The sequence below is a fragment of the Arthrobacter alpinus genome (assembly GCF_900105965.1).
GTDB lineage: Bacteria > Actinomycetota > Actinomycetes > Actinomycetales > Micrococcaceae > Specibacter > Specibacter alpinus.
Genome location: NZ_FNTV01000001.1, coordinates 2,479,796 through 2,504,874, shown reverse-complemented (window position 1 = coordinate 2,504,874; position 25,079 = coordinate 2,479,796). Strand labels below are relative to the sequence as shown.

Here is a 25,079-nt window from a genome sequence, read left to right as displayed (position 1 = left end):
ATCATGTCCATTCCTGGTTACTTGCGGCCAACGGGAACATCCACACCGGTGACCCTGGACGGGTCGTCGCTGAGGAAGACTCTCATGGAAGGGCCTTGTTCGTACTGCGCTATCTCAGGGTACTTGTCCGTGTTGGCCAGATCGTCCCTGTAGCTGTCCGTTGCATGATTGCCCACAACGTCCCTGGCATCCTGGACTAGGTTGCCCAGTGGTGAGGGCGCGTAATGCAGAATGTTTCCCAGCGTGTCACGAGGCGGGTCGTCCATGGTGACAACGCTGACGTTGCTGGATGCACCCGGCATCGTGAGGTTGGTGTCCAGCCCGCCCAGGTCCAGTTTCGGGACAAGATCGCCCCCATGTTGGGCCGCCAAGACGCTGATTCGCGGATCAACATTGCTCATGTCGATGGGAGAGCCAACCGTCATGATGTTGGTGACGTTGTACCTGGACAGGAACTCCTGATCCGAGCCCAGTTGCACCGCCAACATGCCACCTTGGCTGTGCCCGGCCAGCATGACAGGTGCGTCCGCCGGGATGCCGGCCCGTTCCATGGCAAGGACAATATCGCGTTGGGCAGTGGTGGACTGTCCGGCCACGAGCATGATGTTGCTAGTCAAATCACGGGCCTGGCCGCTGCCGTTGGGAACCCATTGTTCCGTTCCTGGGATGTTGACGATATAGGCAAATGTGCCGTCGGCTTGTTCCACCTTGACGATCCGAATGTCGCCGTTTTCGGTGCCCGGCACGTGGCCCATGGCATAGGCGTCCTCGACGCTGCCAAAGATCGCACTGGCGGAGGTGGGTAGCTGCAAAGGGTTGTCAGAGCCACGGGTGATCGCTTGAGGTTCGCCCGCGTAAGGAGTCCCGTCGTCGAAAATGTGGGGGTTGATGAGCCCGCCGGTAGACGCCACAATGAGCTGGTTGAGTCCGGTACCGCCTGTAAGTACGAGCTGGGACAGTAAACCCGCTACCGAGGGAGGGTTGCCGGAGAGAACATCGACACCCATTTTCCCCAGGTGGGCCAGATTGGAGAGGAACGATCCGCCGGCTTGCTCAATGTTCCCCTTGATGACGCCGCCAAGCCATTCAAAGCCGTCGCCGATGCCATCGACAACACCGTCAAGCACATTGCCCGCACCCTCCGTGAAGTCGTCCCACAGGTCCTTGCCAGCGTCGAGCAGCTCGCCGAGGAATCCGCCGCCGTCATCGACGGCACTGGTGCGTTCCTGCTCGGCGATATTGCGCAGAACCACGTGGGCCATGTCTTCCAGGGCCCGGGCAGTGTTGTGCAGGCGCGTCCGGTTACCCGGCCACTGGGCGCGGAACTGCTGGCTGTCCGGCCCTTGCCACCCGGTGCGGGCAACCGTCTGGCTCAACTGTCCGCTGGTCTGTTCAAGTTGATGTGCGGAGTTTTTGAGAAGTTTGACCAGTTCATGGCAGTCCTGGGGATCGAGGCCTTGAAGTCCGGTGTTCATTGCGCACCGTACTTCCCAGCGGCGGCCAAGGCTTCGTGCGCGCCGACAACTGCGAACACCAGTTCATTGGCGACATGCCCGGCCGGCACTTCGGTCAGGTGCAGCTCCGGGGTAGCACCGGTCTTGGTTGTCACCGAATACAGGTGCTGGTCCTTCACCGACCACATGCCGGCCCACACGCGGGCCGGTTGCCCGGCGGTAGAGGTGACGACGCTGAGGGTGACGTTGGCGTCCTCAGCGTGGACAAGGCTTGCCGCCGGTTCCGGTAGTTGGTCTGGATCCGCTCCGGCGCTGACTACCGCGGCCGGTTGCTGACCCATGGGGGCTGCCGTGGCGGCGGCTCGCAGAAGATCCAAGGGTGGCAGCAGTCGGGCCGTTGCACCCCAGATATTTTCCTCGTCGAACAAGGTGACCTCGACGCTGTCTTCGCTGCCGGTGATCACGGTGGATTTGCCGTCGCGCTCGGAAAGGTGCCGCTGGTGGACGGCCAGGCCGCGCCCCGCACGCAGTCCCAAAACACTGGTGGTGCTGACGTCGTTGAAGGTTGCGCGCGCCGTGACAGTGATGGGGGCGGTCAGCAGAAGTGCGACGGCGCCAATCCACTCTCGCTTCACCTCGCCGACCGCCGGTGACATCTCAAGCTTGCTCAGTTCGGCCCAACCCGCGGCCGCGGCTGCCTCATCCAAGGGAGCGGGCTGCTCAGGACCTCCCGCGGCTGCCGCTTCTTGGAGTCCCAAGGCGGCGCTGGTCGATTCGCACATTAGCTGCCATGCAGCTGTGCTGAGTTGGGCGCGCCGCAAAACGATGGGACGCGGTGCTGCTGCTGGTTCGCTCATGTGGTTCCCCCGGTGCAAGGTCCTACTCGATGTGGATCAACTTTGCACCACGCTACGTCACCACTGAGCGGCTGGCGATGGGGTGCGCTCCCCATTCATGTGCCGTCCCGTTCCAGCCGATTTCATGCCCGCCTTCTGAACCTTCGCGCCTTCCCTGACACTCGGTGTGGCAGTTGTTGGACGAAAACGGCGAGGGAGAACGATATCCGGTCCAACAACTGCGACATGGATCCAAAAGGAAGGAAGAGCGCGGCTAGATCTCGTGGAGGAGGCGGCGGACAAACGCCTGTGTGCGTTCTTCCTTGGGATTGCGCAGCACCTGGCTGGCGGGCCCGCGTTCAACCACCACGCCGCCGTCCATGAAGACAACCTCGTCGGCGGTCTGGCGAGCAAAGGCAAGTTCGTGGGTCACGATCACCATGGTCCAACCTTCATCAGCCAGCTCCTTGATGACGGCCAGGACATCGTCCACCAACTCGGGGTCCAGTGCCGAGGTTGGCTCGTCGAAGAGCAACAGCTGTGGCCGCAAAGCCAGTGCACGCACAATGCCAACGCGCTGCTGCTGTCCGCCGGATAGCTCAAAGGGATAAGAGTCCTTCTTCTCCAGCAAACCAACCCGTGCCAGCAACTTCTCGGCCTCGGCGACGGCCTCGGCCCGGGGCCGCTTTTGCACCTGTACCGGGCCCTCGATGACATTTTGCAGGACAGTCTTGTGGGGAAAGAGATTGTAGTGCTGGAACACCATCGCGCTACGATCGCGCAACGCGGCAAGCTGCGCGGCACGGGCCTTCTTGGACAGCTGGGGGGCATCGAAATCCACCGTGAGGGCTTGGTCCATTCCGCGGGCCTTTTCTACGGAGGCACCCACCGTGACCGATCCGGCGTCGGGCATTTCAAGGCCGTTAAGGGAACGCAAGATGGTGGTCTTGCCGGAACCCGACGGGCCGATCAGCGCAACAACCTTGCCGCGGGGCACATCCAGGTCAATGCCGCGCAACACGGTATTGGCGCCGAAGGCCTTGGTCAGGCCGCGAACCTGCAGAACTGACTCAGTGGGCGACATAGCGGTCCAACCTCTTTTCCACACGGGTTTGGGCAGTGGACAAAATCAGGCAGATGACCCAGTAGATCAGGGCCGCCTCAAGGTAGAGCAGCATGAACTCTTGGCTGAACGCTGCAACCTGTTGGGCAACACGGAACATTTCCGTGACAAGGATCAGGGAGGCCAGGGAGGTGTCCTTGACCAGTGAGATGAAGGTGTTGGACAGCGGCGGGACGGACACCCGGGCAGCTTGGGGCAGGATGATCCGCAGCAGCGTCTGATTGCGTGACATGCCGATCATGTGGCCGGCCTCCCACTGGCCTTGGGGCACAGAGAGGATGGCAGCGCGGATGACCTCGGCGGCGTAGCCGCCCACATTCAGGGAGAAGGCGATGATGGCGCTGGGCCAGGGATCGATCTTCACGCCGATGGCCGGAAGTCCATAAAAGATCACGAACAACTGCACCAGCAGGGGAGTGCCGCGGATGAGCGAGATATAAACCCGCCCCACGCCGTTGGCCAGCTTGTTGGAACTGATGCGCATCATCGCGATGAGCAGCGCAATCACCAACCCCAGCGCAAAGGATGCCAGCGCCAGTGGAATGGTTCCCTGGACCGCGCCTAAGAGCAGCGGGCCCAGGGAACTCCAAAAAAGATCAAAGTCCATGGCTGAACTCTAACGCGCGCTCACTGTGCCGGTCGGCTTGCCCGCCGAGCCGCGCCGGGCTACTTGCTGAAGTCTTCGCCAAAGTACTTTTCACTCAGGGTAGTCAGCGTGCCGTCGGCGGAGAGATCTTCTAGTGCGGTGTTCACGGCATCGTTCAGGGCGATGGATCCCTTGCGGAAGGCGAAGGAAGAATCGGAGGATTCCTCGGTGGTGGCGGCGATCTTCAACCCTGAGTTGGGCGTCGTGTTCAGGTAGTCCAGAACAGTGAGCTTGTCATTGACAATGGCGTCAACACGACCGTCCTTGAGCAACGAAACGGACTGTGCCCACCCTTCCACCGACTCAACATTGGCCCCGCTGTCCTTGGCCAGGACGTACCAGTTGCTGGTCAGGGACTGCGCAGTGGTTTTGCCCTTGAGATCGGCGACGCTGGAGATCTCGGTGTTGTCGTCCTTGGTCACAACCACCCCGCGCGACACGGTGTAAGGGGTGGAAAGTTCATACTTTTCCTGGCGGGCTGGGTTAACCGTCACCTGGTTGGCAATCGCATCAAAACGCTTGGCTTCGAGCCCGGCAAAGATGGAATCGAACTGCGTTTCCTCGAACTTGGCCTTGACGCCCAGCTTTTCCGCCACGGCCTTGGCCACGTCCACGTCGTAGCCGGTGAGCTCACCCGCGCCACCTTCGTGGAAGGTAAACGGCTTGTAGGTTCCTTCGGTGGCAAAAACAATTTCACCGGCATCCTTCACACTGCTCAAGGAAGTGTCGCCACCGGCGGACGACGAGCCGTCCCCAGCACCGCCACCGCATGCCGCGAGAACCAATGAAGTTGCGGCCAACAAGCCAACGAGTCCAAAGCTGCGACGATTCATAACTGTGTTCCTTTGCTGTGAAGGACCGCTCAAGGTGAGAAATCCACTGAGCCGCGAGGAGTTCAGCTCGCGGTAATCCATTACTGGACGCTACCACTGGGCAACTCGAATACCAGCCCAAATATTTCCCTAAATGGCTTGACTTTGAAGGTTGTGAGTTGACCCACGCGCGGCGGCTGAACCAATAGCTGCCCAAGTGCAAGGCTTGCAGCGGAATTACCAGCGGGGGAATTCCCATGGCTGCGCTGGACGCTTAAGCTTGTACCTTGCCCTCTTGATGAGTAAGGAATACACGCATGAGTATGGAAGGCGCGGCCTGGAGCTCACTATGGAGCACCATGCGCTCGGACAAATCCAACGACGGCATCTCCAAGGACACCCTGCGCCGCACAGTTCTTTTTGCCAAGCCCTACAGCCGAAAACTGCTGGTCTTCGTGGCCCTTTCGGTAGCTTCTGCGGCCTTGGCTGTGGCCACTCCGGTGTTGGCCGGACAGGTAGTGAACGCGATTGTTGCGCAGTCGGCCGTTGACGTGGTGGTGCGCCTGGCCGTGTTGATCGCGGTTGTTGCGGTGCTCGACGCCGGGCTGTCGCTGGTGATCCGCTGGATCTCGGCCAACCTGGGTGAAGGCGTCATTCTGGACCTGCGCACGGCCGTGTTTGATCACGTGCAGCGCATGCCGATCGCGTTCTTCACCCGGACCCGCACGGGCGCCCTGGTCAGCCGGCTCAACAATGACGTGATCGGCGCCCAGCAGGCATTCAGCGGAACGCTCTCTGGCATCGTGTCCAACTCCGTCCAGCTGATCTTGACGCTGATCGTCATGCTCAACACCTCTTGGCTGGTGACGCTGTTGGCCCTGGTGCTTCTGCCGATCTTCCTCATGCCGGCCCGCCGCTTTGGCCGCCGACTGGCCGGGCTGCGCCGCGAGGCCGCAGACCTGAACGCCGATATGAGCACGCAGATGACCGAGCGTTTCTCTGCCCCCGGCGCCACCTTGGTCAAGCTCTTTGGCCGCCCCGCGGAGGAATCTCGCGAGTTTGCATCACGGGCCAGCCGAGTCCGCGACATTGGTGTGCGCACGGCCATCATGCAATTCGTGTTCTTCACGGCCCTGATGCTGGTTTCTTCCCTGGCCTTGGCGCTGGTCTATGGACTGGGTGGCGCACTGGCCATCGGCGGGACGCTCAACGCGGGCGACGTCGTGGTGCTGGCACTGCTGCTCACCCGCCTGTACGCCCCGCTCACCGCCCTGGCCAACGCCCGCGTGGACATCATGAGTGCTCTTGTTTCCTTTGACCGGGTCTTTGAGATCCTGGATCTGAAGCCGTTGATTGCCGAGAAGGCCAGCACCGTTGCGCTTCCTCCCGGGCCCTTGGGTGTGGAGTTCAATGATGTGAAATTTGCCTACCCGTCCGCCGACAAGGTTTCCTTGGCGTCCCTGGAAGACGTGGCCGTGCTGGACACCCGCGGTGGCGAGGATGTGCTGCACGGGATCTCCTTCCGCGCCGAGCCCGGCCAAACCATCGCCTTGGTGGGTTCCTCCGGCGCCGGAAAATCCACCATTGCCCAGCTGCTTTCCAGGCTGTACGACGTCGATTCCGGCACCGTGCGCTTGGGTGGGGTTGACGTCCGCGACCTGTCCTTCGACGGGCTGCGTGCCGGTGTTGGCATGGTCACCCAGGACGGCCACCTGTTCCACGAGACCATCCGTTCCAACCTGCGCCTGGCTAAGCCGGACGCCACGGACGAACAGATTTGGGACGTGCTGGAGCGTGCCCGGCTCCAGGACTTTGCCCGCGCACTGCCCGACGGGCTGGATACCGTCGTGGGGGAGCGTGGCTACCGGCTCTCCGGCGGTGAGCGCCAGCGCCTGACCATTGCCCGGTTGCTGCTGGTGCAGCCTGCCGTAGTGATCTTGGATGAAGCCACCGCAGCCCTCGATTCCACGAATGAGGCCGCTGTTCAGGCCGCACTCGGTGAGGCCCTGGAAGGCCGGACGGCGTTGGTCATTGCGCACCGGCTATCGACCATCCGCTCCGCCGATGTCATCCTTGTGCTCGAGGCCGGACGCATCGTGGAACGCGGCACACACGATGAACTCATTGTGCGTGGCGGGCGCTACGCCGAACTGCATGACACCCAGTTCGCCCAAGCCGTGGCGGCCGTGACGGAGGCAGAAGACGCATAACCGCCTCTAGTGCGGCAGCTGCCGCATCAGCTCGCCAGCAGATGCGGCAGGACGTACTCGGTCAACAGCGGGGCGAGATCGTCGTGTTCGGCCGCCCGTGAGATGTCCATCCAGCGCAGCTCGGCGATTTCCGCCGTCGGACGTATTGCTTTGGAGTCCCAGCGGCCGGGGGCTGTATAGACGGTGGCGACGATGTCTGTGTTGGATTCGTTGGCGGCAGTTCCCGTCCAGACTCCCATGAGCTCGAGATCGGCGGCGTCAACCAGGATGCCCACCTCCTCGGCGAGCTCGCGGGAACCAGCCTGGGCCGCTGTTTCGCCGGGCTCCGGTTTGCCGCCGGGATGCATGAACTTGGTGGTGCCGGACTTGCGGACTGTCAGGAGCCGTCCCTCCGGATCGTAGATGCAGACGGCGGAGACCAACAGAGACTTTTTCACGTGTTTGATCCTACCCGCGGCAGTGGTCCACTCGTCAGGCTGCGCGCGGGGCGAACATGATGACGCTAACGCCCAGCAACGCGATGAGGGCTCCGATCACGTCCCAGCGGTCGGGGCTGAACTTGTCGAAAATCATGGCCCAGATCAGCGATCCCGCAATGAAAACGCCCCCGTATGCGGCCAAGACCCGGCCAAAGTTGGCGTCGGCCTGTAGCGCGGCGATGAACCCGTAGGCGCCAAGGGCCACCACGCCGAGCCCTGCCCACCACCAAGCCTTGTCCTCGCGAACGGCCTGCCACACGAGCCAGGCGCCGCCAATTTCAGCCGCGGCCGCCAAGGCGAACAGGATCACGGTTCTAACGATTGCCATGGTCCCAAACTCCCCGTAGTCATTCGCCCAAGGGCCGCGAAGAACGCCGCCCGTCGACGCAAAGCAAAAAGAGGGCCAGCAAGATGGGGCCGTAGGTTAACAACGCGGACCAACCCAGCGACTCGCCCAAATAGAGGGAAACGCCCACCAGTAAGACCGGCTCCACATAGCCCAGCAGGCCGAACAGGGATAACGGCAACCACTTGCTGGCCAACAAGTACAGGGCCATGGCCAGGCCGCCCAGGACACCGATGGAGAGGGCTCCCCAGATTCCCCCAGAACCGCCCGGACCAGAGGATCCACTGCCGGCAATCCCATGTGGACCCACCACAATGAAGTAGATTCCGAGCGGAAGCAAGAGCAAGAGTTCGCCGGCAAATGCCGCCAGGGAATCAAAGCCCAACTTGCGTCGCAAAACAAAGTACACGGGATAGCCCAGGCACACCACAAGTGTTGGCCATGCCAGGCCGCCAGCCGTGATCGCTTCATGAATCACACCCACCCCGGCCGCAGCCACGGCAAGTTTGAGCAGCACGCTGAGCTTGTCGGCAAAGAAGAACCGCCCCGCCAAGACCATGCTCAGGGGCAGCAGAAAATAGCCGAACGAGACGGACAAGGCCATGTTGTGCAGCGGGGCCCACATGAACAGCCACAGCTGCACGGCAACCAGCCCGGCGGCCACCAGGCCCAGCGCAAGGAGGGATGGCCGACGTCGTACCCTCACTGCCAGCGCACGGGCATCGGCTCGCGCCCAGGGCAGGAAAGGCAAAATGCAGGAGAGGGTGGCCAGCGTCAGCACCACGCGCCTGCCGAAGATTTCCTCGGCACCCCAGCCGGGAAGGAGGCCCGCGATGAGGAAGATAACGGCGAAAAGCAAGGAAGCGCCCAGCGAAACCGCCACACCGCGCCCGGCCGTGTGTGCGGGGAGGGTGCCAGAGGTCATGGCCCCATCCTTGCTGATCGAAAGAGTGCCCCCGCCGGGGATCGAACCCGGATCTGCCCTTTAGGAGAGGGCTGTCTTATCCATTGGACTACAGAGGCGCGTCACCAAGCCTAGCGGAACAGGCAGGCAAGCAAAAAACGGGGGCTGCTCAGCCCTCGGCAGGAGCCGACTTTTTCTTCCGGCCCAGGAACAAGGCGGCGCCGATGGCCAGCAGGGAGGCCAGCAGCAGCATCCACGACGCGGTGACAAGGCCAGAGGTCAGCGACACGGCGCCGGCGTTGAGGGTCTCGGCGCCCAGCATGGAATCGACGGCGGCGTTGGCCCACAGGGAAATCGCGGCAAAGGCCAACGGCAGGGCCCAGAGGGCCCACCGCAGCGGCTTCTTGGCCACATTGGCGGCGATCAACGTCAGCGCCGTCACGGCAAAAATTAGTGCAAACAGCGTCCCGGCGGTCTTGCCCACGTAGTTCAGCTGGCCAAGGGCATCGGCATCCATTGCCGCCCGCAGCGCCTGAACATGGGCCACATCGAATCCGAACACGAACGACTGCGGCATGGCCAGGCCGTCCGCCAGAGCCGTCATCTGGTTCAGCGTCATCAGGTGGAAGTAGGCAAAGAGGAACAGGCTGGCCACGGATCCGGCAATCAAGATCAAATTGGCGTTGCCCTGAGCCTTCTGGGGAGTGCGCCGTGTGCTGGTGTTGACCACAGGGGAGCTGGGCGGAGTTGCAGTCGTGCCATGTTTTGAAGCGCGCTGGGCGGGAGTTTTAGCCATGCATCCATTATCGCCCCGACTAGGGTGGAGATATGTCTAACGAATCCCTCTCAGCGCTCACCGACAGCGATTTGGCGACGAAACTACTGCGCAACGCCGGCGCCCTGGCCCAGAGAATCCGCGCTGGCGGCTTGGCCGAACTCCGGGCCGGCAGCCGCATCAAAGACGGCGTCTCCGATTTCGCCACCGCCGCCGATCTCGCCGCAGAGAAATACCTCTTCGAGGAGTTGCGCGCAGCCCGGCCCGAGGACTCGATCCTTGGCGAAGAGGGCGCCGGGTTCGTTGGGTCCTCTGGCCGATGGTGGGTGATCGACCCCGTTGATGGCACCTTCAACTTTGCCACTGGTTCAAGTTATTGGTGCGCGGCACTGGCACTTGCCGCGGTCCCGGGCTCAGTTACGACGCCGGATCCCCTCACCGATGCCGAGGTGCTGCTTGGCGCCGTCTACCAACCGCAAGAGGACAAATTGTGGATGGGCGGGACGGCGCACGCGGCCACGCTCAACGGAGAACCGATCGGCGTGGATTCCCGAAATGACATTGCCCAATTGTCCGCCGGCACGTATATCCACCCCAGCTGGCTGGCCCAACCACAGGCTGCGGTGCCGTGGCAGGCCGCCGCGGAACTGCCCGCCACGCTACGCATGATGGGATCGGGTTCCTGTGATCTTTCACGCGTGGCGCAGGGCGAATTGGGTGCCTGGTTCCAGCACAGCTGCCCGTCCTGGGACTGGCTCCCCGGCAAAGGGATCGTTCGAGCGGCAGGCGGGGACACCGCCGTCGTACGTATTAACGGGCTGAACTGGTTCATTGCCGGGCCGCAGGGTGCCGTGGCACAACTCACGGCTGCCCTGGAAAGCGGGATTGTCGGTGGGGCGAACTAGACTGGATGAACCATGGATATGTTGTTTGACCCTTACCCCGAAAAGTCCAAACCAAAGCTCAGCGCAGGTGCCGGTCTGCCCGTCTGGCAGCCCTTTGAACAGGACGACCCGGGCGCCGACATGCCCGAATTCGGCGCAGACGGGGCCGTTCCGGCACCCCCAGCCGTCGGCGACGCCGCAGAAAACCGCGCCCCGGATGCTGACTATGGCAGCGAAGGCGCTGGCTCGTCCTCGCGTTGGCCGGACCCCGCCGGACTGCTTGAGGGAATGAACCCCCAGCAGGAAGAGGCCGTGGTTCACACGGGAGGCCCGCTGCTGATTGTTGCCGGTGCTGGCTCGGGCAAGACCCGCGTCCTGAGCCATCGGATTGCGTATCTCTTGGCAACGGGACAGGCACATCCGGGCCAGATCCTGGCGATCACCTTCACCAACAAGGCCGCCGCCGAAATGCGTGAACGTATTGAGGCCTTGATCGGCGACGCCGCGAAGAGCATGTGGATTTCCACCTTCCACTCCTCATGTGTGCGGATCTTGCGGCGCGAAGCCAAGATCATTGGGCTCAACTCAAACTTCTCCATCTACGACTCAGCGGATTCGTTGCGCCTGATCACCTTGGTGGCCAAGGGCCTGGACCTGGACCCGAAGAAGTTTGCGCCCAAGGCCATTATGCACAAGATTTCATCGTTGAAGAATGAGCTCATCGACGACGATGAAAACTCCATGAACACCAACTTCAATGAGCCATTCGAGGCGGCCGTGGCCGAGGTTTACAAGGGCTACGCGCAGCGCCTTCGCCAAGCAAATGCCATGGATTTTGACGATCTCATTGCCCAGACCGTCTACATGTTCCGGGCCTTCCCGGGCGTTGCCGATTACTACCGGCGCCGGTTCCGGCACGTTTTGGTGGACGAGTACCAGGACACCAACCACGCCCAGTACGCGCTGGTCAAGGAGATTGTTGGCACTGACGCTGGCGATTCCGTGGCACCTGCGCAGCTTACGGTTGTGGGCGATTCTGATCAGTCCATCTATGCGTTCCGTGGCGCGGATATTCGCAACATTGTGGAGTTCGAGCAGGACTATCCCAATGCGGACACCATCAAGCTGGAGCAAAACTACCGTTCCACGCAGAACATTCTCAGTGCCGCCAACGCCGTGATTTCACGCAATCCCAACCGCCGCGAAAAGCGGTTGTGGACAGCCGAGGGCGACGGCGAAAAGATCGTCGGCTATGTGGCCGAGTCGGAGCACGAGGAAGCCCGTTTCATCGCCAAGGAGATTGACCGTCTCCAGGATGAGACGGACATACGTCCCGGCGATGTGGCCATTTTCTACCGCACCAACGCCCAGTCCCGCGCTATCGAGGACATTTTGGTGCGTGTGGGCCTGCCGTACCGTGTGGTGGGCGGCACCAGGTTCTACGAGCGCAAGGAAATCAAGGATGCGCTGGCCTACCTGCGCGCCTTGGTCAACCCGGACGACGACGTGAACCTGCGCAGGATTCTCAACGAACCAAAGCGTGGCATCGGCGACCGTGCAGAAGGTGCCGTGGCGGCCCTGGCGGAGCGGGAACGGATCTCGTTCTCGGCTGCCTTGGCGCGAGCAGACGAGGCGCCAGGGATCGCTTCACGATCCCTCAACGCCGTCAACACTTTTGCCAAGATGATGTCCGATCTTGGTGAGGTGGCCGCAACAGCCAGCCCCGCAACGGCGCTTGAAGCCGTGCTGGAGCAGACCGGCTACCTGGAAGCGTTGCGCAAGAGCACTGATCCACAGGATGAGTCGCGCGTGGAAAACCTGGCGGAACTTCTCGCCGTCGTGCGTGAATTTGGGCAGGAGAACCCCGAAGGCACGCTGGGGGAATTCCTCGAGCAGGTCTCGCTGGTGGCCGACGCCGACCAGATCCCCGACGCCCCCGGCGGCTCCGAAGCGGAGGCCGCGGCGGCTGTGGCGGAGGCGAAGCGACTGGGCGTGGTGACGCTCATGACGCTGCACACGGCCAAGGGTCTTGAATTCCCCGTGGTTTTCCTGACAGGCATGGAACACGGTTTGTTCCCGCATTCGCGCTCAGCCACGGATCCCAAGGAACTGGCTGAGGAACGGCGTTTGGCGTATGTGGGGCTGACACGCGCACGCCAGCGCCTGTACCTGACGCGTTCGGAAGTACGCAGCTTGTGGGGCCAAAGCCAGTACAACCCTGCCAGCCAGTTCATCGAGGAAGTCCCGGCCGAACTCATTGAGTGGAAGCGCGAAGGCACGGCACGTGTGGCTCCTGTGAGCGGTGACTTTGGCAGCAGCCGTTATTCGGGGTCGTCGTGGGGTGCAGGGTCTGCCGTGGGTGGTCGCGACTCCGGCGTTCTTCCGCCGAGCATTTCTGCCCGAGCCGTGGCCGGACGCGTCCAGCCGCAAAAAGAAGTTGTTTCTGTCAGCGTGGGAGACAAAGTCAACCACACGAGCTTTGGCAACGGTACCGTGCTGGAAGTCAGCGGCGCGGGCGATAAATCGGTAGCCAAGGTCCGCTTCGAGATCGGTGAAAAGCGGCTCCTGCTGCGGTACGCGCCGCTGGTGAAAGAAGAGTAGGGTGCCATGCCTCTGACACGGAGCGCTGCACGACCTGGACTTCCAAGGCGCAGCACAGACTTTGTTGTTTTGCTGATTGCGTTGTTTGCCTTGACCGGTTGCATCACCGTCCCAGTGGGTGGCGGGACGCCAACCGCCAGCCAGGGACCCACCGCAGCGCCGGGCTACGTTGACAGGCTCAAGGCCACGCCGGTTGGCCAGGCCACCGAGGGGGCTATGACAACTGAGTTGCCCCAATTCGTCACGGACTCACGCAACATCGCCTGCGTTTTTACAGCGTCCAAGGCGGGCAATCTCAATCAGCCGTGGGAACCCAACAACTTTGCCGATTCCGCCATTGCGCCAGCGCCCTCCATTCCCGTGGTGAACTGCCAGATGGTGCAGTACCCGCAGGTCAATGATGCCGACCAGGCCGACAACTGTGCAGGAACCAACGTTGGATACCTTGGCGGCACAGCCGTGCTCTACCCGGATAAGGCCATCTATGGGAGCTGCCGCGCCGGAGTCACGGCTGTTGAGGCGGCCTTCGGGCCCCAAGGCGCTGTGAGCCAAGAGATGGCGAGCGTTCCAGTTCTGGCACCGGGCATTGCCATGGAAGCCCAAGGCTACCGCTGCGCACCCCTGGACGACGGCGTGGCCTGCGCCAATCTGGCCAGCGGAATCGGCTTCTTCATCGCCGCACAGAAGTATGAGATATTCGGGCCCTGATCCATCCCCTTCGCAAGCTGCGCATGGTTGTTGTCTCTGGCGCAGCTTTGCGAAGCCGCGCCAGATACGGCATTAATCACATGCAGGTTCACAGAAGGAAAGCTGGCCGGACGTGCCAGGCGAGCCAAGAACGCAAGAAAAGGATCCTCGTGTTGCGTTGAAAGCAAGCAATTGTGAGGTGAATAACCGCAATATACTGTGGTCAACGCGCCAAATATGTGCTTTTGGATCTAGACGGTAATGTGTAAAAAGGGGTCAACGCCCCTCAAAATCACTACTTCGACGTAGAAGGACACAAACCCGTGGACCTGTTTGAATACCAGGCGCGCGACATGTTTGAGGCTCACGGCGTTCCCGTGTTGGCCGGCATCGTGGCGCACACCCCTGAAGAAGCAAAGGCAGCAGCCGAGAAAATTGGCGGCGTCACAGTCGTCAAGGCACAGGTAAAGGTCGGTGGCCGAGGCAAGGCCGGCGGCGTCAAGGTCGCCAAGACCGCTGACGAAGCCTTCCAGTATGCATCAGACATTCTGGGCATGGACATCAAGGGTCACACCGTTAACACGGTCATGATTGCCCAGGGTGCAGACATTGCCGAGGAGTTCTACTTCTCCGTCCTGCTGGACCGCGCCAACCGCAACTACCTGGCCATGTGCTCGGTAGAGGGCGGCATGGAGATCGAGGAGCTTGCAGTAGAGCGCCCCGAGGCCCTTGCCCGCGTTGCTGTTGACCCGGCCGTTGGAATCGACGCAGCCAAGGCTGACGAGATCGTTGCCGCCGCAGGCTTCAACGCCGAGCTGGCCCCGAAGGTTGCCGCCACCATCATCAAGCTGTGGGACGTCTTCAAGAAGGAAGACGCAACCCTGGTTGAGGTCAACCCGCTGGTTCGTACCGGCGCGGGCGACATCGTGGCCCTGGACGGCAAGGTCTCACTCGATGAGAACGCTGACTTCCGCCACCCGCACCACCTGGAGCTCGAAGACGCCGCTGCAGCTGACCCGTTGGAGGCCAAGGCGAAGGCTGCGGACCTGAACTACGTCAAGCTCGACGGCGAAGTTGGCGTTATCGGTAACGGTGCCGGCCTGGTTATGTCCACGCTGGATGTTGTTGCTTACGCTGGCGAAAACCATGGCGGCGTCAAGCCCGCCAACTTCCTGGACATTGGCGGTGGAGCATCCGCAGAGGTCATGGCCGCTGGTCTGGACGTCATCCTCAACGACCCCCAGGTCAAGAGCGTTTTCGTTAACGTCTTCGGTGGCATCACCGCGTGTGACGCTGTCGCCAAGGGCATTGTCGGCGCACTGGCCGAGCTCGGCTCAGCTGCCAACAAGCCGCTGGTCGTCCGCCTCGACGGCAACAACGTTGAAGAAGGCCGTCGCATTCTCAACGAAGCCAACCACCCGCTGGTCACCCTGGCCGCCACGATGGACGAGGGCGCCGACAAGGCTGCCGAGCTCGCCCACGCTGCTAAGTAGAGGTTGAGAAACTAATGTCTATTTTCTTGAACAAAGATTCAAAGGTCATCGTCCAGGGCATCACCGGCGGCGAAGGCACCAAGCACACCGCTCTGATGCTCAAGGCTGGCACCCAGGTAGTTGGCGGCGTGAACGCACGCAAGGCCGGCACCACGGTTGTTCACGGCGCAGTTGAACTGCCCGTTTTCGGCACCGTGAAGGAAGCTGTTGCCGAGACCGGCGCAGACGTCTCCATCGTGTTCGTTCCCCCGGCATTCACCAAGGACGCTGTTGTTGAGGCAATCGAAGCCGGCGTTCCGCTGGTAGTTGTCATCACCGAAGGCGTGCCGGTTCAGGATGCAGCTGAGTTCTGGGCACTGGCCCAGTCCAAGGTTGACGCCGAAGGCAAGCAGGTCACCCGCATCATCGGCCCGAACTGCCCCGGCATCATCACCCCCGGCGAAGCACTCGTTGGCATCACCCCGAACAACATCACCCAGAAGGGTCCGATCGGCTTGGTCTCCAAGTCCGGTACCTTGACCTACCAGATGATGTTCGAGCTGCGCGACCTGGGCTTCTCCACCGCGATCGGCATCGGTGGCGACCCCGTCATCGGCACCACCCACATCGACGCACTTGCTGCGTTCGAGGCGGACCCGGAGACCAAGGCAATCGTCATGATTGGTGAAATTGGTGGCGACGCTGAAGAGCGCGCAGCCGAGTACATCAAGGCTCACGTCACCAAGCCCGTTGTTGGCTACGTTGCCGGCTTCACCGCTCCTGAGGGCAAGACCATGGGCCACGCTGGCGCCATCGTCTCCGGCTCCGCAGGAACTGCACAGGCCAAGAAGGAAGCCCTCGAGGCTGCCGGTGTCAAGGTTGGCAAGACGCCTTCCGAGACCGCAACACTGCTGCGCGAAGTTTTCGCAGCTCTGTAACCCGGTTTGAATTGGGGCCCCGTGGACTTCCACGGGGCCCTTTTTTGTGCCCTCTTCGGTTGCTTTCGCCGAGTCAGACCGAAAGCCGCCGAATCAGACGTTGCCCTGAGGCTGTTTCGCGGCTTTGCATCTGACTCGGCGAAGAGAGCTAGACGAGTTCGGCTAATGCAGCCAGGCCACGCGGGACCTGAATTTTCAGGCGGCCTAGCACTTCTTGCAGGGCTGACGACCTGTCCTGCTCTGGTGGAAGGGCCGCGGGGTTGATGGCGACGCCGTCGGCCCAGGCCCTGATGTCAGGTTCGGATCCGAAGGACATTGCGGCCCTGGTTCCCAACATGTTCATGGTGGCCCAGCTCGCCAGGCTGTTCGGATACGGGGTTGCCGGACAGAGCCGGTTCTTGTCCGCGTCGTCATCGCGGGTAGCCTCCACATACCCGGCCAGTGCCGCCCCGAAACAGGGGAAACCTGCCCGGATGGGCTGCAAGGTGATGGCCGAACGCCCCCAGATGGGTATGGTGGGTGGGTATTTCAGGCCGGATGCCGCACAATGCACCACGACGGCGTCACTCGCTGTTGAAACGGTGCCTTCGTCGAAGGTGATGCGGCCCGGCTCGGCCAGGCGAACATGCCCCAGTCGCACCACGTTCTCGATCGTACGGAGCAGTTCAAGTTCCCAAGTGGCCAGGGTGGGAGTTTTCGCCATGGTCGGCGTGACAGTACGGTCGATCCTGATCATGATGCCGGCGTCTTCCATCCGCAGGAACAGTGCCTCGAGTGATGACGACGCAGCAGCCGCTTCCATGATGTCGGCGGCCATGCCAAGGAAGACTGCCGGATCCGGCTGGACCACTGCCCGGTTCAGCATCCAGGGGTCGCGAGGCCTGGCCCAGCAGATGTTCCCGGCGTCCACGCCATGGTTGAGCAGCCAGACGCAGGCGTCACTTGCCGTCTTGCCCGAGCCAACGATGACGTACTGGCTTGGTGCCTCATCCATGCGGGATAGATCGCTGACGGGAATGACCCGGGTGCCGACGGCCACCTCGAACGGCGCAGGAGTCTGCGCCGGAATATCGGGGGAGAGGTAGCGGGCATCCACAACGCGGCAATCCGGGGACACCTCCAGAATCTGGCCGGAGACGCGTGAGCGAATTTGACGGGTGGGCAGGTATTCGCAGTTAGGGAGGAATTCCACCCGATCGGAATCCAGCATTCGGTCCGTCAGGATGTGACTGTAGTAGGAGCAGATCTCTGCCGCATCGGCCCGCTCGTGCAGCCCGGTTTCCGGACCCCGATGCTGAATTTGGCCGCGGCCCAGCAGTGTCGAGGCGACGCCATAGAAGGCAGAGGCCTGATGCAGGCGGACAAACGGGTAAGCATCGAGCCAGTGACCGCCAACCCCGTGACGCCGGTCCACGATGGCGACGCGGGCATTGGAGTGGTCAATCAGTGCATCTGTGAACGCCATGCCCGCGGCTCCGGCCCCGACCACGAGGTAGTCTGCCTGCACTACGCGCGTCATGGACTAATCCAAGCACCGAGCTGGCCGCACAACAAGGGGAAAGGAGCGTCCATGACGTGGAAAATTCGACGGCCTTCGGCCGCGGTGGGACTGGGTGGCCATGGCAGCTCGAAAATGCCGTTCTAAGCTACAGGCACCACGGCGTGGAGCTGGGGGAGTGCCTCAACCAGGGGCGCCAGTTCCGGCAGCAAAGCGGCCTCGGCCAAGGCGCACTCCAAGGCTTCGTCGTGGACCGGGCGTGCCGTGGCCAGCAATTGCGAGCCGGCGGCAGTCAGTTCGGTGTAGATGCCGCGGCGATCATCCGCACACAGAATGCGAGTCAGCAGACCTCGGTCCTCAAGTCGGTTGACGAGCCGCGTGGTGGCGCTGGGACTCAGTGCCGTGGCGCGTCCCAACTGCTGCATGCGCATGTGCCATCCATCTTGCCGAGCCAGGGCGTCCAGAACCGTGTACTCAACCACGGATAACTTGGCGTCGTTTTGGAGAGCTTTCTCCATGCTCGCTTCGATCAGGCCGTGGAGGGCTGCCAGAGTCCGCCAACCCTGCGCGCGAATTTCGACGGCGTCGTCCTTGATTCCCATGCGTGGTCCCCTCGTGAAATGTGTGATGTGGCACAAACCAATTTAGTTGCTTGCGCCTGCTAATTGCGTGTGCAACAATTTATAAAGCGTCTGCAACTACTAGCTTACGCGCCTTATTTCACATCCCCAAGTCTTTGAAGGAGAATCATGCCTCTCGGCCTGATCGCATTGGCACTTGGCGGGTTCGGCATCGGACTCACCGAATTTGTCATTATGGGGTTGCTCCCTGACGTTGCTGCAGATTTCCAGGTCAGCGAGGCCACCGCAGGCTGGCTGATCTCCGGATACGCCTTGAGCGTGGTTATTGGTGCACTGTTCCTGACGGCGGCCGTGACCCGGCTTCCGCGCAAGCCCGTACTTGCCGGCCTGATGGTTCTCTTTATTGTGGGAAACCTGGTTTCCGCCATGGCGCCGGACTACACCACCATGATGATCGGGCGCATCATCGCGGCCCTTTGTCACGGGGCGTTCTTTGGCATTGGCGCCGTCGTGGCAGCCGACATGGTGGCCCCGAGCAAGAAAGCTGGCGCCATCGCCATCATGTTCACCGGGCTGACGGCAGCCAATGTGCTGGGCGTGCCCTTTGGTACGTTGTTGGGCCAACATGCCGGGTGGCGCTCCACATTTTGGGCCATCACGGTCATCGGCGTGATCTCGCTCATTGGCATCCTGGCCCTGGTCCCAAATCTGCACCATGAACGCGGAGCCGGACTGCGCGGGGAACTGAGGGCCTTCAAGTCCCGCCAGGTATGGCTGTCCATCTCGGTCACGGTTCTTGGTTACGGCGGCATGTTTGGTGCGTTTACCTACATTGCCTTTACCTTGACCGACGTGACGGGCTTTGCCGCCACCACCGTGCCGTGGCTGCTCATCCTCTTCGGAGTGGGCCTGTTCATCGGCAACACGCTTGGTGGCAAGGCTGCTGACAAGAACGTGGATAAGACGCTCTTGATCGTCCTCTCGGCATTGGTGATCATTCTCGCCCTGTTCGCACTGACTGCTTCCAACCAGCCCATGACCATCGCCTCCCTCTTCCTCATGGGTGGATTTGGCTTCGCAACCGTCCCCGGTCTGCAGATGCGTGTCATGAAATACGCTGCGGCGGCACCAACGCTTGCCTCCGGTGCCAACATCGGCGCCTTCAACCTGGGCAATGCGCTGGGCGCCTGGCTCGGTGGCGTCACCATCACTGCGGGGCTCGGTTACACCTCACCCATCTGGGCCGGTGCCGGGCTGACAGTGCTGGCAGTCATTGTCATGAGCTACGCGGCAGCGAACGGGAGAAAACTCCCCGCAGAAGAAGCTAAGCTGCCATCCCGCGTCGAACCTCTTCCGGCCCCTGCAGGCGAACCTGCCCAAGTCCTCTAAATCACCGAATAAAAGGAGAACATCATGAATTCCATCCCCACTATTACGCTCAACAACGGTGTGGTCATGCCGCAAATCGGATACGGCGTCTTCCAGGTGCCCAACGACGAGACCGAGGCTGCGGTAACAGCAGCGTTGGCGGCCGGTTACCGAAGCATCGACACTGCCGCCATCTATGGCAATGAGGAGGGGGTCGGCCGCGCGTTGGCCGCTTCCGGACTGGCGCGCGAGGAACTGTTCATCACCTCAAAGGTATGGATCGCCGATCTTGGCTACGAGGCAACCTTGGCTGCGTATGAGGAAAGCCTGGCCAAGTTGGGCCTTGACTACCTCGATTTGTACCTCATCCACTGGCCGGCACCCGCCAAGGAGTTGTACCTGGACTCGTGGAAGGCGCTGGAAGAACTGTTGTCGGCCGGCCGTGTGCGAGCCATCGGTGTCTCCAACTTCCTGCCTGAGCACCTCGAAAAGATCATTGCCCTGGGCGGAACCGTCCCGGCCGTGAACCAGGTTGAGATCCACCCAGCCCTCCAGCAGCGCGCCATTGCCAGCTTTGATGCTGCCAATGGAATTGCCACCGAGGCGTGGAGCCCGCTTGCCCAGGGCGCCGTCCTGAGCGATCCTGCCGTGCTCGCCATCGCCGAAACGCATGGCCGCACACCCGCTCAGGTCATCCTGCGCTGGCACCTGCAGCAGGGTCGGGTCATCATTCCCAAGTCGGTCACCCCTGCCCGCATTGCCGAGAACCTGGATATTGTGGGCTTCCAACTCAGCGATGCGGACCTCACTGCGATCGATGCGCTCGAGCGCGACGGCCGCACGGGCCCGAACCCGGCCGAGTTCAACGGCTAAATCTGGCAGTACTGCTCCGTGACACAGAAATGGTCTTCCGCCGTTGATTTATCAACAGCGAAAGACCATTTCCGTGTTTTTGGGTAGTTACTGAGCCGGTGAAACCATCGGCAGGCCTTCGGCTTCCCAACCGCTCATGCCGCCACCAAGCGTGTCGGCGTTGAATCCAAGCTCGGTTAGGATCGCGGCAACGCGGCCGCTGCGCCCGCCGCCGTGGCAGACCGCAATGACGCGCCGCGACTTGTCGAGTTCGCCAGCGCGGTCCAGCACGGAACCTGAAGGAATGTGCACGGCGTTTTCGATCATGCCGGTGGCCAGCTCCGCGGATTCGCGAACGTCAATGATCTGGACGTTTGAATCCGCGGCCAAAACATCGGCGGTGTTGATTTCCTGCATGGGTGCTCCTCGTGATTGGACGCCGGTGGGGCGCCTGAACGTTTCCCTTCAACCGTAACGGGATTTTGAGGTTGACACGGACGGCCGCGACTAGGCTGGAGGAGTGAACGCACCCCTTGCTCCCCGCGATCTTGAGATTGAATCGCTGCCTCGATTTGACGAGCTGGTGGCAGGTGGTGCGAAGTCCATGCGCGGCTGGCACTTTCAATCGGTGGATCTGCGTGGACGGTCCTCGGTGCTGGTGGTGTTGCGGGCGCCTGGTTCGGTGTTCATGGGATGTGTCTTTGATCCGGGGATCGAGGAGTTGCTGCGTGCGCGGGGTGCATTGATTTTCCCCACCCTGCCGCATCTTCCCTTCAACCCTTATCGCGGCCACCTGTACACCGGTGCCGAGCTTTACGCTGGCATCGCGGAGGCCGACTACGAGGACGTGTCAGACGCCCGCATTTACCAGTGGAGCCTGCAAGCCGGCCGGGCCCCATCGTTGCACGCCACCCTCGCCTCGGCCATGCATGATCACGCCATTTCCGACGCCCTCGATGACCTTTTGAGCGAGCTGACAGCTCCCGTTGTGGGAGTTATGGGTGGTCACGATGCGCCGCGTGGAAGTGCGAAGTACGCCCAGGCTGCGCAACTTGGGCGGTCCCTGAGCCTGGCCGGCTTCTTGGTAGCGACAGGCGGTGGTCCGGGTGCCATGGAGGCGGCAAATCTTGGCGCCTACCTGTCAACGTACGACGCCGGGACCTTGGAAAGTGCCCTTCTCGCCTTGGCTGCCGTCCCCGGATTTCGCCCCTCGGTGACCGAGTGGGCCCGGACCGCCTTGGCCGTGGTTGACGCGCATCCGGGCGGGGCCCAGACCCTGGGGATTCCCACCTGGTTTTACGGGCACGAACCGCCCAATATCCTTGCCACAAAGATCGCGAAGTATTTCACCAACGCCCTGCGCGAATCAGTCCTGCTGGACCGTTCGCGGGGCGGGATCGTGTTCCTGCCCGGTGCGGCCGGGACTGTTCAGGAAATCTTCCAGGATGCCTGCGAGAACTACTACGCGGCAGAAGGTGCCGTGGTTCCGATGGTGTTGGTGGGTCGCCACTTCTGGGAGGAGCAGGTTCCCGCCCTGCCGTTGCTGCGGACGTTGTCGGTGGGCCGATCCATGGCGCCACACGTGCATGTCGTGGACACCGTGGCCGAAGCCGTAGCAGTTCTGGCAGCCTGACCCGCCGCCTCCTATCCTCCGATCACGCCGCCAAATGCCAGGCCCAAGAGGTAGGTCGCTGCGGCTGCGCCCATGCCGATGGCCAGCTGGCGCAGACCGCGCCACATGGGGGAAGCGCCGGAGAGCAGGCCCACCATGGCGCCCGTTCCCATTAGGCTGACGCCCACCAAAACGCAGGACAGAATCAAAGATCCAACGCCGGTCATGCCAAAGAGGAACGGGATGATGGGGATGATGGCGCCGGAGGCAAAGAAGCAAAAACTTGAGCTCGCGGCGCCCCAGGCGGTGCCGAGAGTCTCGTGTTCGTCAGCGGCCTCAAAATTCTCCGGCTGCAGCGACAGGCTCGGATCGCAATCGCAGGTGAACTGGCCCATTCGTTCGGCGGCTCGGTGTTCGGCCGCTTCGTGGGACATGCCGCGTGCCAGGTAAACCAGTACCAGTTCATTGTTTTCCAGATCCAATGACTTTGCGGCCGTCAGCGTGATCTGGGTTGGTTGGGACGCGTCAAGGAGTTCGCGTTGGGAACGGACGGAAACAAATTCGCCGGCACCCATGGACAGCGCTCCGGCCAAGAGCCCGGCGATGCCGCTGAAGAGGACCACCTGGCTTGAAACGCCGGTGGCCGCCATGCCGACAACGAGGGAAAGGTTGCTGACCAAGCCATCATTGGCACCGAAAACGGCGGCGCGGAATGATCCTGAAAGGCGGATCCGGCCGCGAGTGGCAAGGCCCCGGACCACTTCTTCGTGGATTGATTCATCGGCAGCCATGGCATCGGTGGCATCAACGTCGCCAGCGTAGGGGGAGCGCGATTCTGAGCGCTGGGCCAGCGCCAAGACAAAGACAGATCCGAAGCGGCGGGCCAGCAGACCCAGCACTTGATTGCGCAAGGAGGCCCGCACCGGTGGGCCCGCATGCGAACCCAGGAGGTTGAGCCAGTGCTGTTCGTGACGTCCTTCAGCTTCAGCCAAGGACAACAGAATTTGTTGCTCTTCGCCTTCTCGGCGTTTGGCCAAATCACGATACACGGCTGCCTCGGCCCGTTCATCGGCCAGGTACTGACGCCACCGCTTTATCTCGGCTGGGGTGGGGATGCGTTCTGCCACGGGTCTTGCTCCTCAAAGTCAGCCTCAACTTTAGCGCGGATTATCGCGGTTTTTCGGCTGGTTGTCCTAGCGAAAAAGTTTCGGCCCACCGGAAAGTATGAAGCAATTACAGAAAGTACTTGCGTAGGGTCATGGCATCGCTTCAATTCATCCACTTTCCATCTCCAAGGAGCCACCCATGAACGCCACCACCGCAAACAGCGGAGCCCGCTACACGTGGCTGGGGTTTGCCTTGGGACTGGTCTCAATGGCCGCGTTGGTTGTTGCCGGGCTGATCAAAGGCAATGTTGGAATGGTGGTTATGGCATCGAGCACCGCCGCAGCGCTGGCCGCCGCGTGGAGTGCAACCGCCATGGCCGTGAAGAAAAAAGCTGCCCCCGGCGCGTGAATTGAACGGCATTCCTAGGCCGGGGTTCCGCTGTGCATTCCCTGAGGGACCGGACTCGCATAAGCTTTCGTTGCAGGGTCGCGCAGCCGGCCCGAAAGGCGGTGGGGCATGGAAATCCTCTTCCCGATGATGTCAGGTGATCCTGCCGAACCCGGCGTCCTCCTGGAGTGGCGTGCGCCAGACGGTAGCGCCGTGGCTGCCTACCAGGTCATTGCCGAGGTTACTGTCAACAAATTCGACGCCGAGATCAACACCCCGGTTGCCGGCACCTTGGCGTGGGTGGTTGCCGAGGGAGACGAGGTGGCTCAGGGTGCCGTGATCGCCACCATTGAATAAGAGTTCCCGCCAACTGTAGGCTAAACGGGTGATTACCGGATCGGCCTTGCGCCAACCACGGATTGGCCAACCGGCTGGTTCTTGAGTTCCGCCCCGTGCCCTGCGTTGATTCCCTCGCGCAGCAGGGCGCCTCCTTCGCCCTGAAGCAATTGCGCCATGTCCCGCGATGCACCACGCACGCAATGGGCCTATGTGAACAAGCGACTTTTCAGCAAATGAAGGAGACTAACGTGTCAGCAATTTTCAATCACACCATCATTGCCGCCAAGGATCGTGACGAATCCGCGCGCTTTTATTGCGAGCTGATCGAAGCCGAACCTGCCCAGTCCTGGGGGCCGTTCAGCAACATCATTCTCGACGGAGGCGTGATGCTGCAATTTGCAGAGCCGCCCGTGGAAATTCAGATGCAGCACTACGCTTTTCTGGTCGACGATGCCCACTTTGATCGAGCCGTGGCGCGCCTCAATGACCAGCACGTGGAGTACTGGGCCGACCCGCAAATGACGCGTGCGGGCGAGACGAACACAGAGCACGGCGGACGCGGATTCTACGTGAAGGATCCGGCGGGGCACGGTCAAGAGCTCATTACCCAGCCATACTTCTAGGTCGTTGACGCTGGGCCACGCGTACTAAGCTCCGCACCTTGGCGAGCGGGTCAGTCCTAGCCGGGTACCCGGCGTCGTGCGTGGTTGGGGGAGACCTAGTAGGCGGACAGCCGGAAGCCCAGGCCGCGGCCGGCGCGCACACCGGTTTGCGCCACGGTGATGACCAGGGTGCCAATCTCGGGGATCCACAGGGCCGGGCGCACTGCACGCTCCAGCGCATCAACCAACTCCACCGCCTCGGGTGAGAAGTAGGCGTGGTGGCCGGTGGGGGTGAAAAAGGTGACGGCACCGAGGTTGATGTCCACGGCGGGCAGCACCGGAATTCCGGAGGTGCGGGTGGACGGGCGCTTGATTGCGGGGGCAACAGAAGTCAGGGTCATGGTCAATGCCTTTGCATGCTCTTACCGTGGAACTTTTCCACCGGTCACTTCCTCATCCGAACCACCCGTGAAGCATGGGGTTGGTGTGCGGCCAGTCGGAGCTTGGCGCCGCATCTCATGAAGCTGTAATCAAGGCTACTGCTTAAACGGCTGGTGGTGGGTGGG

General features: G+C 61.9%; 27 protein-coding genes, 1 tRNA gene and 1 riboswitch. Of the genes, 12 read left to right on the top strand and 16 right to left on the bottom strand.

From position 1 onward, the window contains the following. Positions 1–17 precede the first annotated feature (17 nt). From BLV41_RS11445 to BLV41_RS11425, 5 genes are all read right to left on the bottom strand, one after another. Entirely contained in the window at positions 18–1,475 is a 1,458-nt protein-coding gene (locus BLV41_RS11445) for a hypothetical protein (RefSeq protein WP_074711735.1), read from the bottom strand. Next, the gene (locus BLV41_RS11440) at positions 1,472–2,311 is read right to left on the bottom strand and encodes a hypothetical protein (protein ID WP_074711734.1); all 840 of its coding nucleotides are present in this window, start codon (positions 2,309–2,311) and stop codon (positions 1,472–1,474) included. The genes BLV41_RS11445 and BLV41_RS11440 overlap by 4 nt, the downstream gene beginning before the upstream one ends. Before the next feature lie 253 nt (positions 2,312–2,564). Continuing rightward, positions 2,565–3,374, bottom strand: a complete 810-nt coding sequence (locus tag BLV41_RS11435) for an amino acid ABC transporter ATP-binding protein (RefSeq protein WP_074711733.1) — start codon at positions 3,372–3,374, stop codon at positions 2,565–2,567. Further along, on the bottom strand, positions 3,361–4,020 hold the full coding sequence (locus tag BLV41_RS11430) for an amino acid ABC transporter permease (protein WP_044576948.1): 660 nt from the start codon (positions 4,018–4,020) through the stop codon (positions 3,361–3,363). Before BLV41_RS11430 ends, BLV41_RS11435 begins: the two co-directional genes overlap by 14 nt. 59 nt (positions 4,021–4,079) lie before the next feature. Continuing rightward, a complete protein-coding gene (locus tag BLV41_RS11425) occupies positions 4,080–4,892 on the bottom strand; it encodes an amino acid ABC transporter substrate-binding protein (RefSeq protein WP_044576951.1) in 813 nt (270 codons plus the stop codon). Positions 4,893–5,188: 296 nt separating this feature from the next. Here BLV41_RS11425 and BLV41_RS11420 point away from each other — a divergent pair, with 296 nt between their 5' ends. After that, positions 5,189–7,081: an ABC transporter ATP-binding protein gene (locus tag BLV41_RS11420; RefSeq protein WP_044576953.1), complete on the top strand. Its 1,893-nt coding sequence runs from the start codon at positions 5,189–5,191 to the stop codon at positions 7,079–7,081. A gap of 26 nt (positions 7,082–7,107) precedes the next feature. Here the strand turns inward: BLV41_RS11420 and BLV41_RS11415 are convergent, their stop codons facing one another. The 5 genes from BLV41_RS11415 to BLV41_RS11395 all read right to left on the bottom strand — a co-directional run bounded on the left by BLV41_RS11415 (position 7,108) and on the right by BLV41_RS11395 (position 9,606). Continuing rightward, positions 7,108–7,518 (bottom strand): NUDIX hydrolase, encoded by a 411-nt coding sequence (locus BLV41_RS11415; protein ID WP_074711732.1) that lies wholly within the window; start codon positions 7,516–7,518, stop codon positions 7,108–7,110. Positions 7,519–7,552: 34 nt separating this feature from the next. Beyond that, entirely contained in the window at positions 7,553–7,888 is a 336-nt protein-coding gene (locus BLV41_RS11410; protein ID WP_044576957.1) for a YnfA family protein, read from the bottom strand. Between the two features lie 19 nt (positions 7,889–7,907). After that, entirely contained in the window at positions 7,908–8,831 is a 924-nt protein-coding gene (gene rarD / locus BLV41_RS11405; protein WP_074711731.1) for an EamA family transporter RarD, read from the bottom strand. Positions 8,832–8,857: 26 nt separating this feature from the next. After that, positions 8,858–8,929 (bottom strand) — tRNA-Arg (locus tag BLV41_RS11400). A 50-nt stretch (positions 8,930–8,979) separates the two neighbouring features. Beyond that, on the bottom strand, positions 8,980–9,606 hold the full coding sequence (locus tag BLV41_RS11395; protein WP_074711730.1) for a hypothetical protein: 627 nt from the start codon (positions 9,604–9,606) through the stop codon (positions 8,980–8,982). Positions 9,607–9,638: 32 nt separating this feature from the next. Here BLV41_RS11395 and BLV41_RS11390 point away from each other — a divergent pair, with 32 nt between their 5' ends. The 5 genes from BLV41_RS11390 to sucD all read left to right on the top strand — a co-directional run bounded on the left by BLV41_RS11390 (position 9,639) and on the right by sucD (position 16,167). After that, on the top strand, positions 9,639–10,490 hold the full coding sequence (locus tag BLV41_RS11390; RefSeq protein WP_074711729.1) for an inositol monophosphatase family protein: 852 nt from the start codon (positions 9,639–9,641) through the stop codon (positions 10,488–10,490). A gap of 12 nt (positions 10,491–10,502) precedes the next feature. Then, positions 10,503–13,070: a DNA helicase PcrA gene (gene pcrA / locus BLV41_RS11385; protein ID WP_074711728.1), complete on the top strand. Its 2,568-nt coding sequence runs from the start codon at positions 10,503–10,505 to the stop codon at positions 13,068–13,070. 6 nt (positions 13,071–13,076) lie between these two features. Next, the gene (locus tag BLV41_RS11380) at positions 13,077–13,778 is read left to right on the top strand and encodes a hypothetical protein (RefSeq protein ID WP_074711727.1); all 702 of its coding nucleotides are present in this window, start codon (positions 13,077–13,079) and stop codon (positions 13,776–13,778) included. 302 nt (positions 13,779–14,080) lie between these two features. Then, positions 14,081–15,250 (top strand): ADP-forming succinate--CoA ligase subunit beta, encoded by a 1,170-nt coding sequence (sucC, locus tag BLV41_RS11375; protein ID WP_044576968.1) that lies wholly within the window; start codon positions 14,081–14,083, stop codon positions 15,248–15,250. A 14-nt stretch (positions 15,251–15,264) separates the two neighbouring features. Then, complete coding sequence (gene sucD, locus BLV41_RS11370) at positions 15,265–16,167, top strand: succinate--CoA ligase subunit alpha (protein WP_044576971.1); 903 nt, start codon at positions 15,265–15,267, stop codon at positions 16,165–16,167. Between the two features lie 148 nt (positions 16,168–16,315). Here the strand turns inward: sucD and BLV41_RS11365 are convergent, their stop codons facing one another. Both BLV41_RS11365 and BLV41_RS11360 read right to left on the bottom strand, forming a co-directional pair. Beyond that, positions 16,316–17,686 (bottom strand): NAD(P)-binding protein, encoded by a 1,371-nt coding sequence (locus BLV41_RS11365; RefSeq protein ID WP_074711726.1) that lies wholly within the window; start codon positions 17,684–17,686, stop codon positions 16,316–16,318. 122 nt (positions 17,687–17,808) lie between these two features. After that, on the bottom strand, positions 17,809–18,267 hold the full coding sequence (locus BLV41_RS11360) for a MarR family winged helix-turn-helix transcriptional regulator (RefSeq protein ID WP_074711725.1): 459 nt from the start codon (positions 18,265–18,267) through the stop codon (positions 17,809–17,811). A gap of 147 nt (positions 18,268–18,414) precedes the next feature. Between BLV41_RS11360 and BLV41_RS11355 the strand changes: the two genes are divergently transcribed. Next, complete coding sequence (locus BLV41_RS11355) at positions 18,415–19,635, top strand: MFS transporter (protein ID WP_074711724.1); 1,221 nt, start codon at positions 18,415–18,417, stop codon at positions 19,633–19,635. Between the two features lie 24 nt (positions 19,636–19,659). Beyond that, positions 19,660–20,487 (top strand): aldo/keto reductase, encoded by an 828-nt coding sequence (locus tag BLV41_RS11350; RefSeq protein ID WP_275425688.1) that lies wholly within the window; start codon positions 19,660–19,662, stop codon positions 20,485–20,487. Between the two features lie 87 nt (positions 20,488–20,574). Here the strand turns inward: BLV41_RS11350 and BLV41_RS11345 are convergent, their stop codons facing one another. Further along, positions 20,575–20,883: a rhodanese-like domain-containing protein gene (locus BLV41_RS11345; protein WP_044576988.1), complete on the bottom strand. Its 309-nt coding sequence runs from the start codon at positions 20,881–20,883 to the stop codon at positions 20,575–20,577. A gap of 103 nt (positions 20,884–20,986) precedes the next feature. On the opposite strand from BLV41_RS11345, the gene BLV41_RS11340 reads away from it, so the two are divergent. Further along, positions 20,987–22,099, top strand: coding sequence for an LOG family protein (locus BLV41_RS11340; protein ID WP_074711723.1), 1,113 nt, complete (start codon positions 20,987–20,989; stop codon positions 22,097–22,099). Positions 22,100–22,110: 11 nt separating this feature from the next. Here BLV41_RS11340 and BLV41_RS11335 read toward each other — a convergent pair whose 3' ends face one another. Beyond that, the gene (locus tag BLV41_RS11335; protein WP_044576993.1) at positions 22,111–23,205 is read right to left on the bottom strand and encodes a VIT1/CCC1 transporter family protein; all 1,095 of its coding nucleotides are present in this window, start codon (positions 23,203–23,205) and stop codon (positions 22,111–22,113) included. Between the two features lie 178 nt (positions 23,206–23,383). Between BLV41_RS11335 and BLV41_RS11330 the strand changes: the two genes are divergently transcribed. Together BLV41_RS11330 and BLV41_RS11325 are read left to right on the top strand one after the other, a co-directional pair. Continuing rightward, on the top strand, positions 23,384–23,593 hold the full coding sequence (locus BLV41_RS11330; protein ID WP_074711722.1) for a hypothetical protein: 210 nt from the start codon (positions 23,384–23,386) through the stop codon (positions 23,591–23,593). A gap of 108 nt (positions 23,594–23,701) precedes the next feature. Continuing rightward, a complete protein-coding gene (locus BLV41_RS11325; protein WP_044577000.1) occupies positions 23,702–23,929 on the top strand; it encodes a biotin/lipoyl-containing protein in 228 nt (75 codons plus the stop codon). Between the two features lie 32 nt (positions 23,930–23,961). On the opposite strand, the gene BLV41_RS22780 is transcribed toward BLV41_RS11325, so the two are convergent. After that, positions 23,962–24,087 (bottom strand): hypothetical protein, encoded by a 126-nt coding sequence (locus BLV41_RS22780; RefSeq protein WP_280138608.1) that lies wholly within the window; start codon positions 24,085–24,087, stop codon positions 23,962–23,964. A 72-nt stretch (positions 24,088–24,159) separates the two neighbouring features. Between BLV41_RS22780 and BLV41_RS11320 the strand changes: the two genes are divergently transcribed. Continuing rightward, entirely contained in the window at positions 24,160–24,534 is a 375-nt protein-coding gene (locus tag BLV41_RS11320) for a VOC family protein (RefSeq protein WP_074711721.1), read from the top strand. Positions 24,535–24,629: 95 nt separating this feature from the next. On the opposite strand, the gene BLV41_RS11315 is transcribed toward BLV41_RS11320, so the two are convergent. Continuing rightward, positions 24,630–24,914: a hypothetical protein gene (locus BLV41_RS11315; RefSeq protein WP_044577007.1), complete on the bottom strand. Its 285-nt coding sequence runs from the start codon at positions 24,912–24,914 to the stop codon at positions 24,630–24,632. 12 nt (positions 24,915–24,926) lie between these two features. After that, a riboswitch (SAM riboswitch) is annotated at positions 24,927–25,037 on the bottom strand. Positions 25,038–25,079 lie beyond the last annotated feature (42 nt).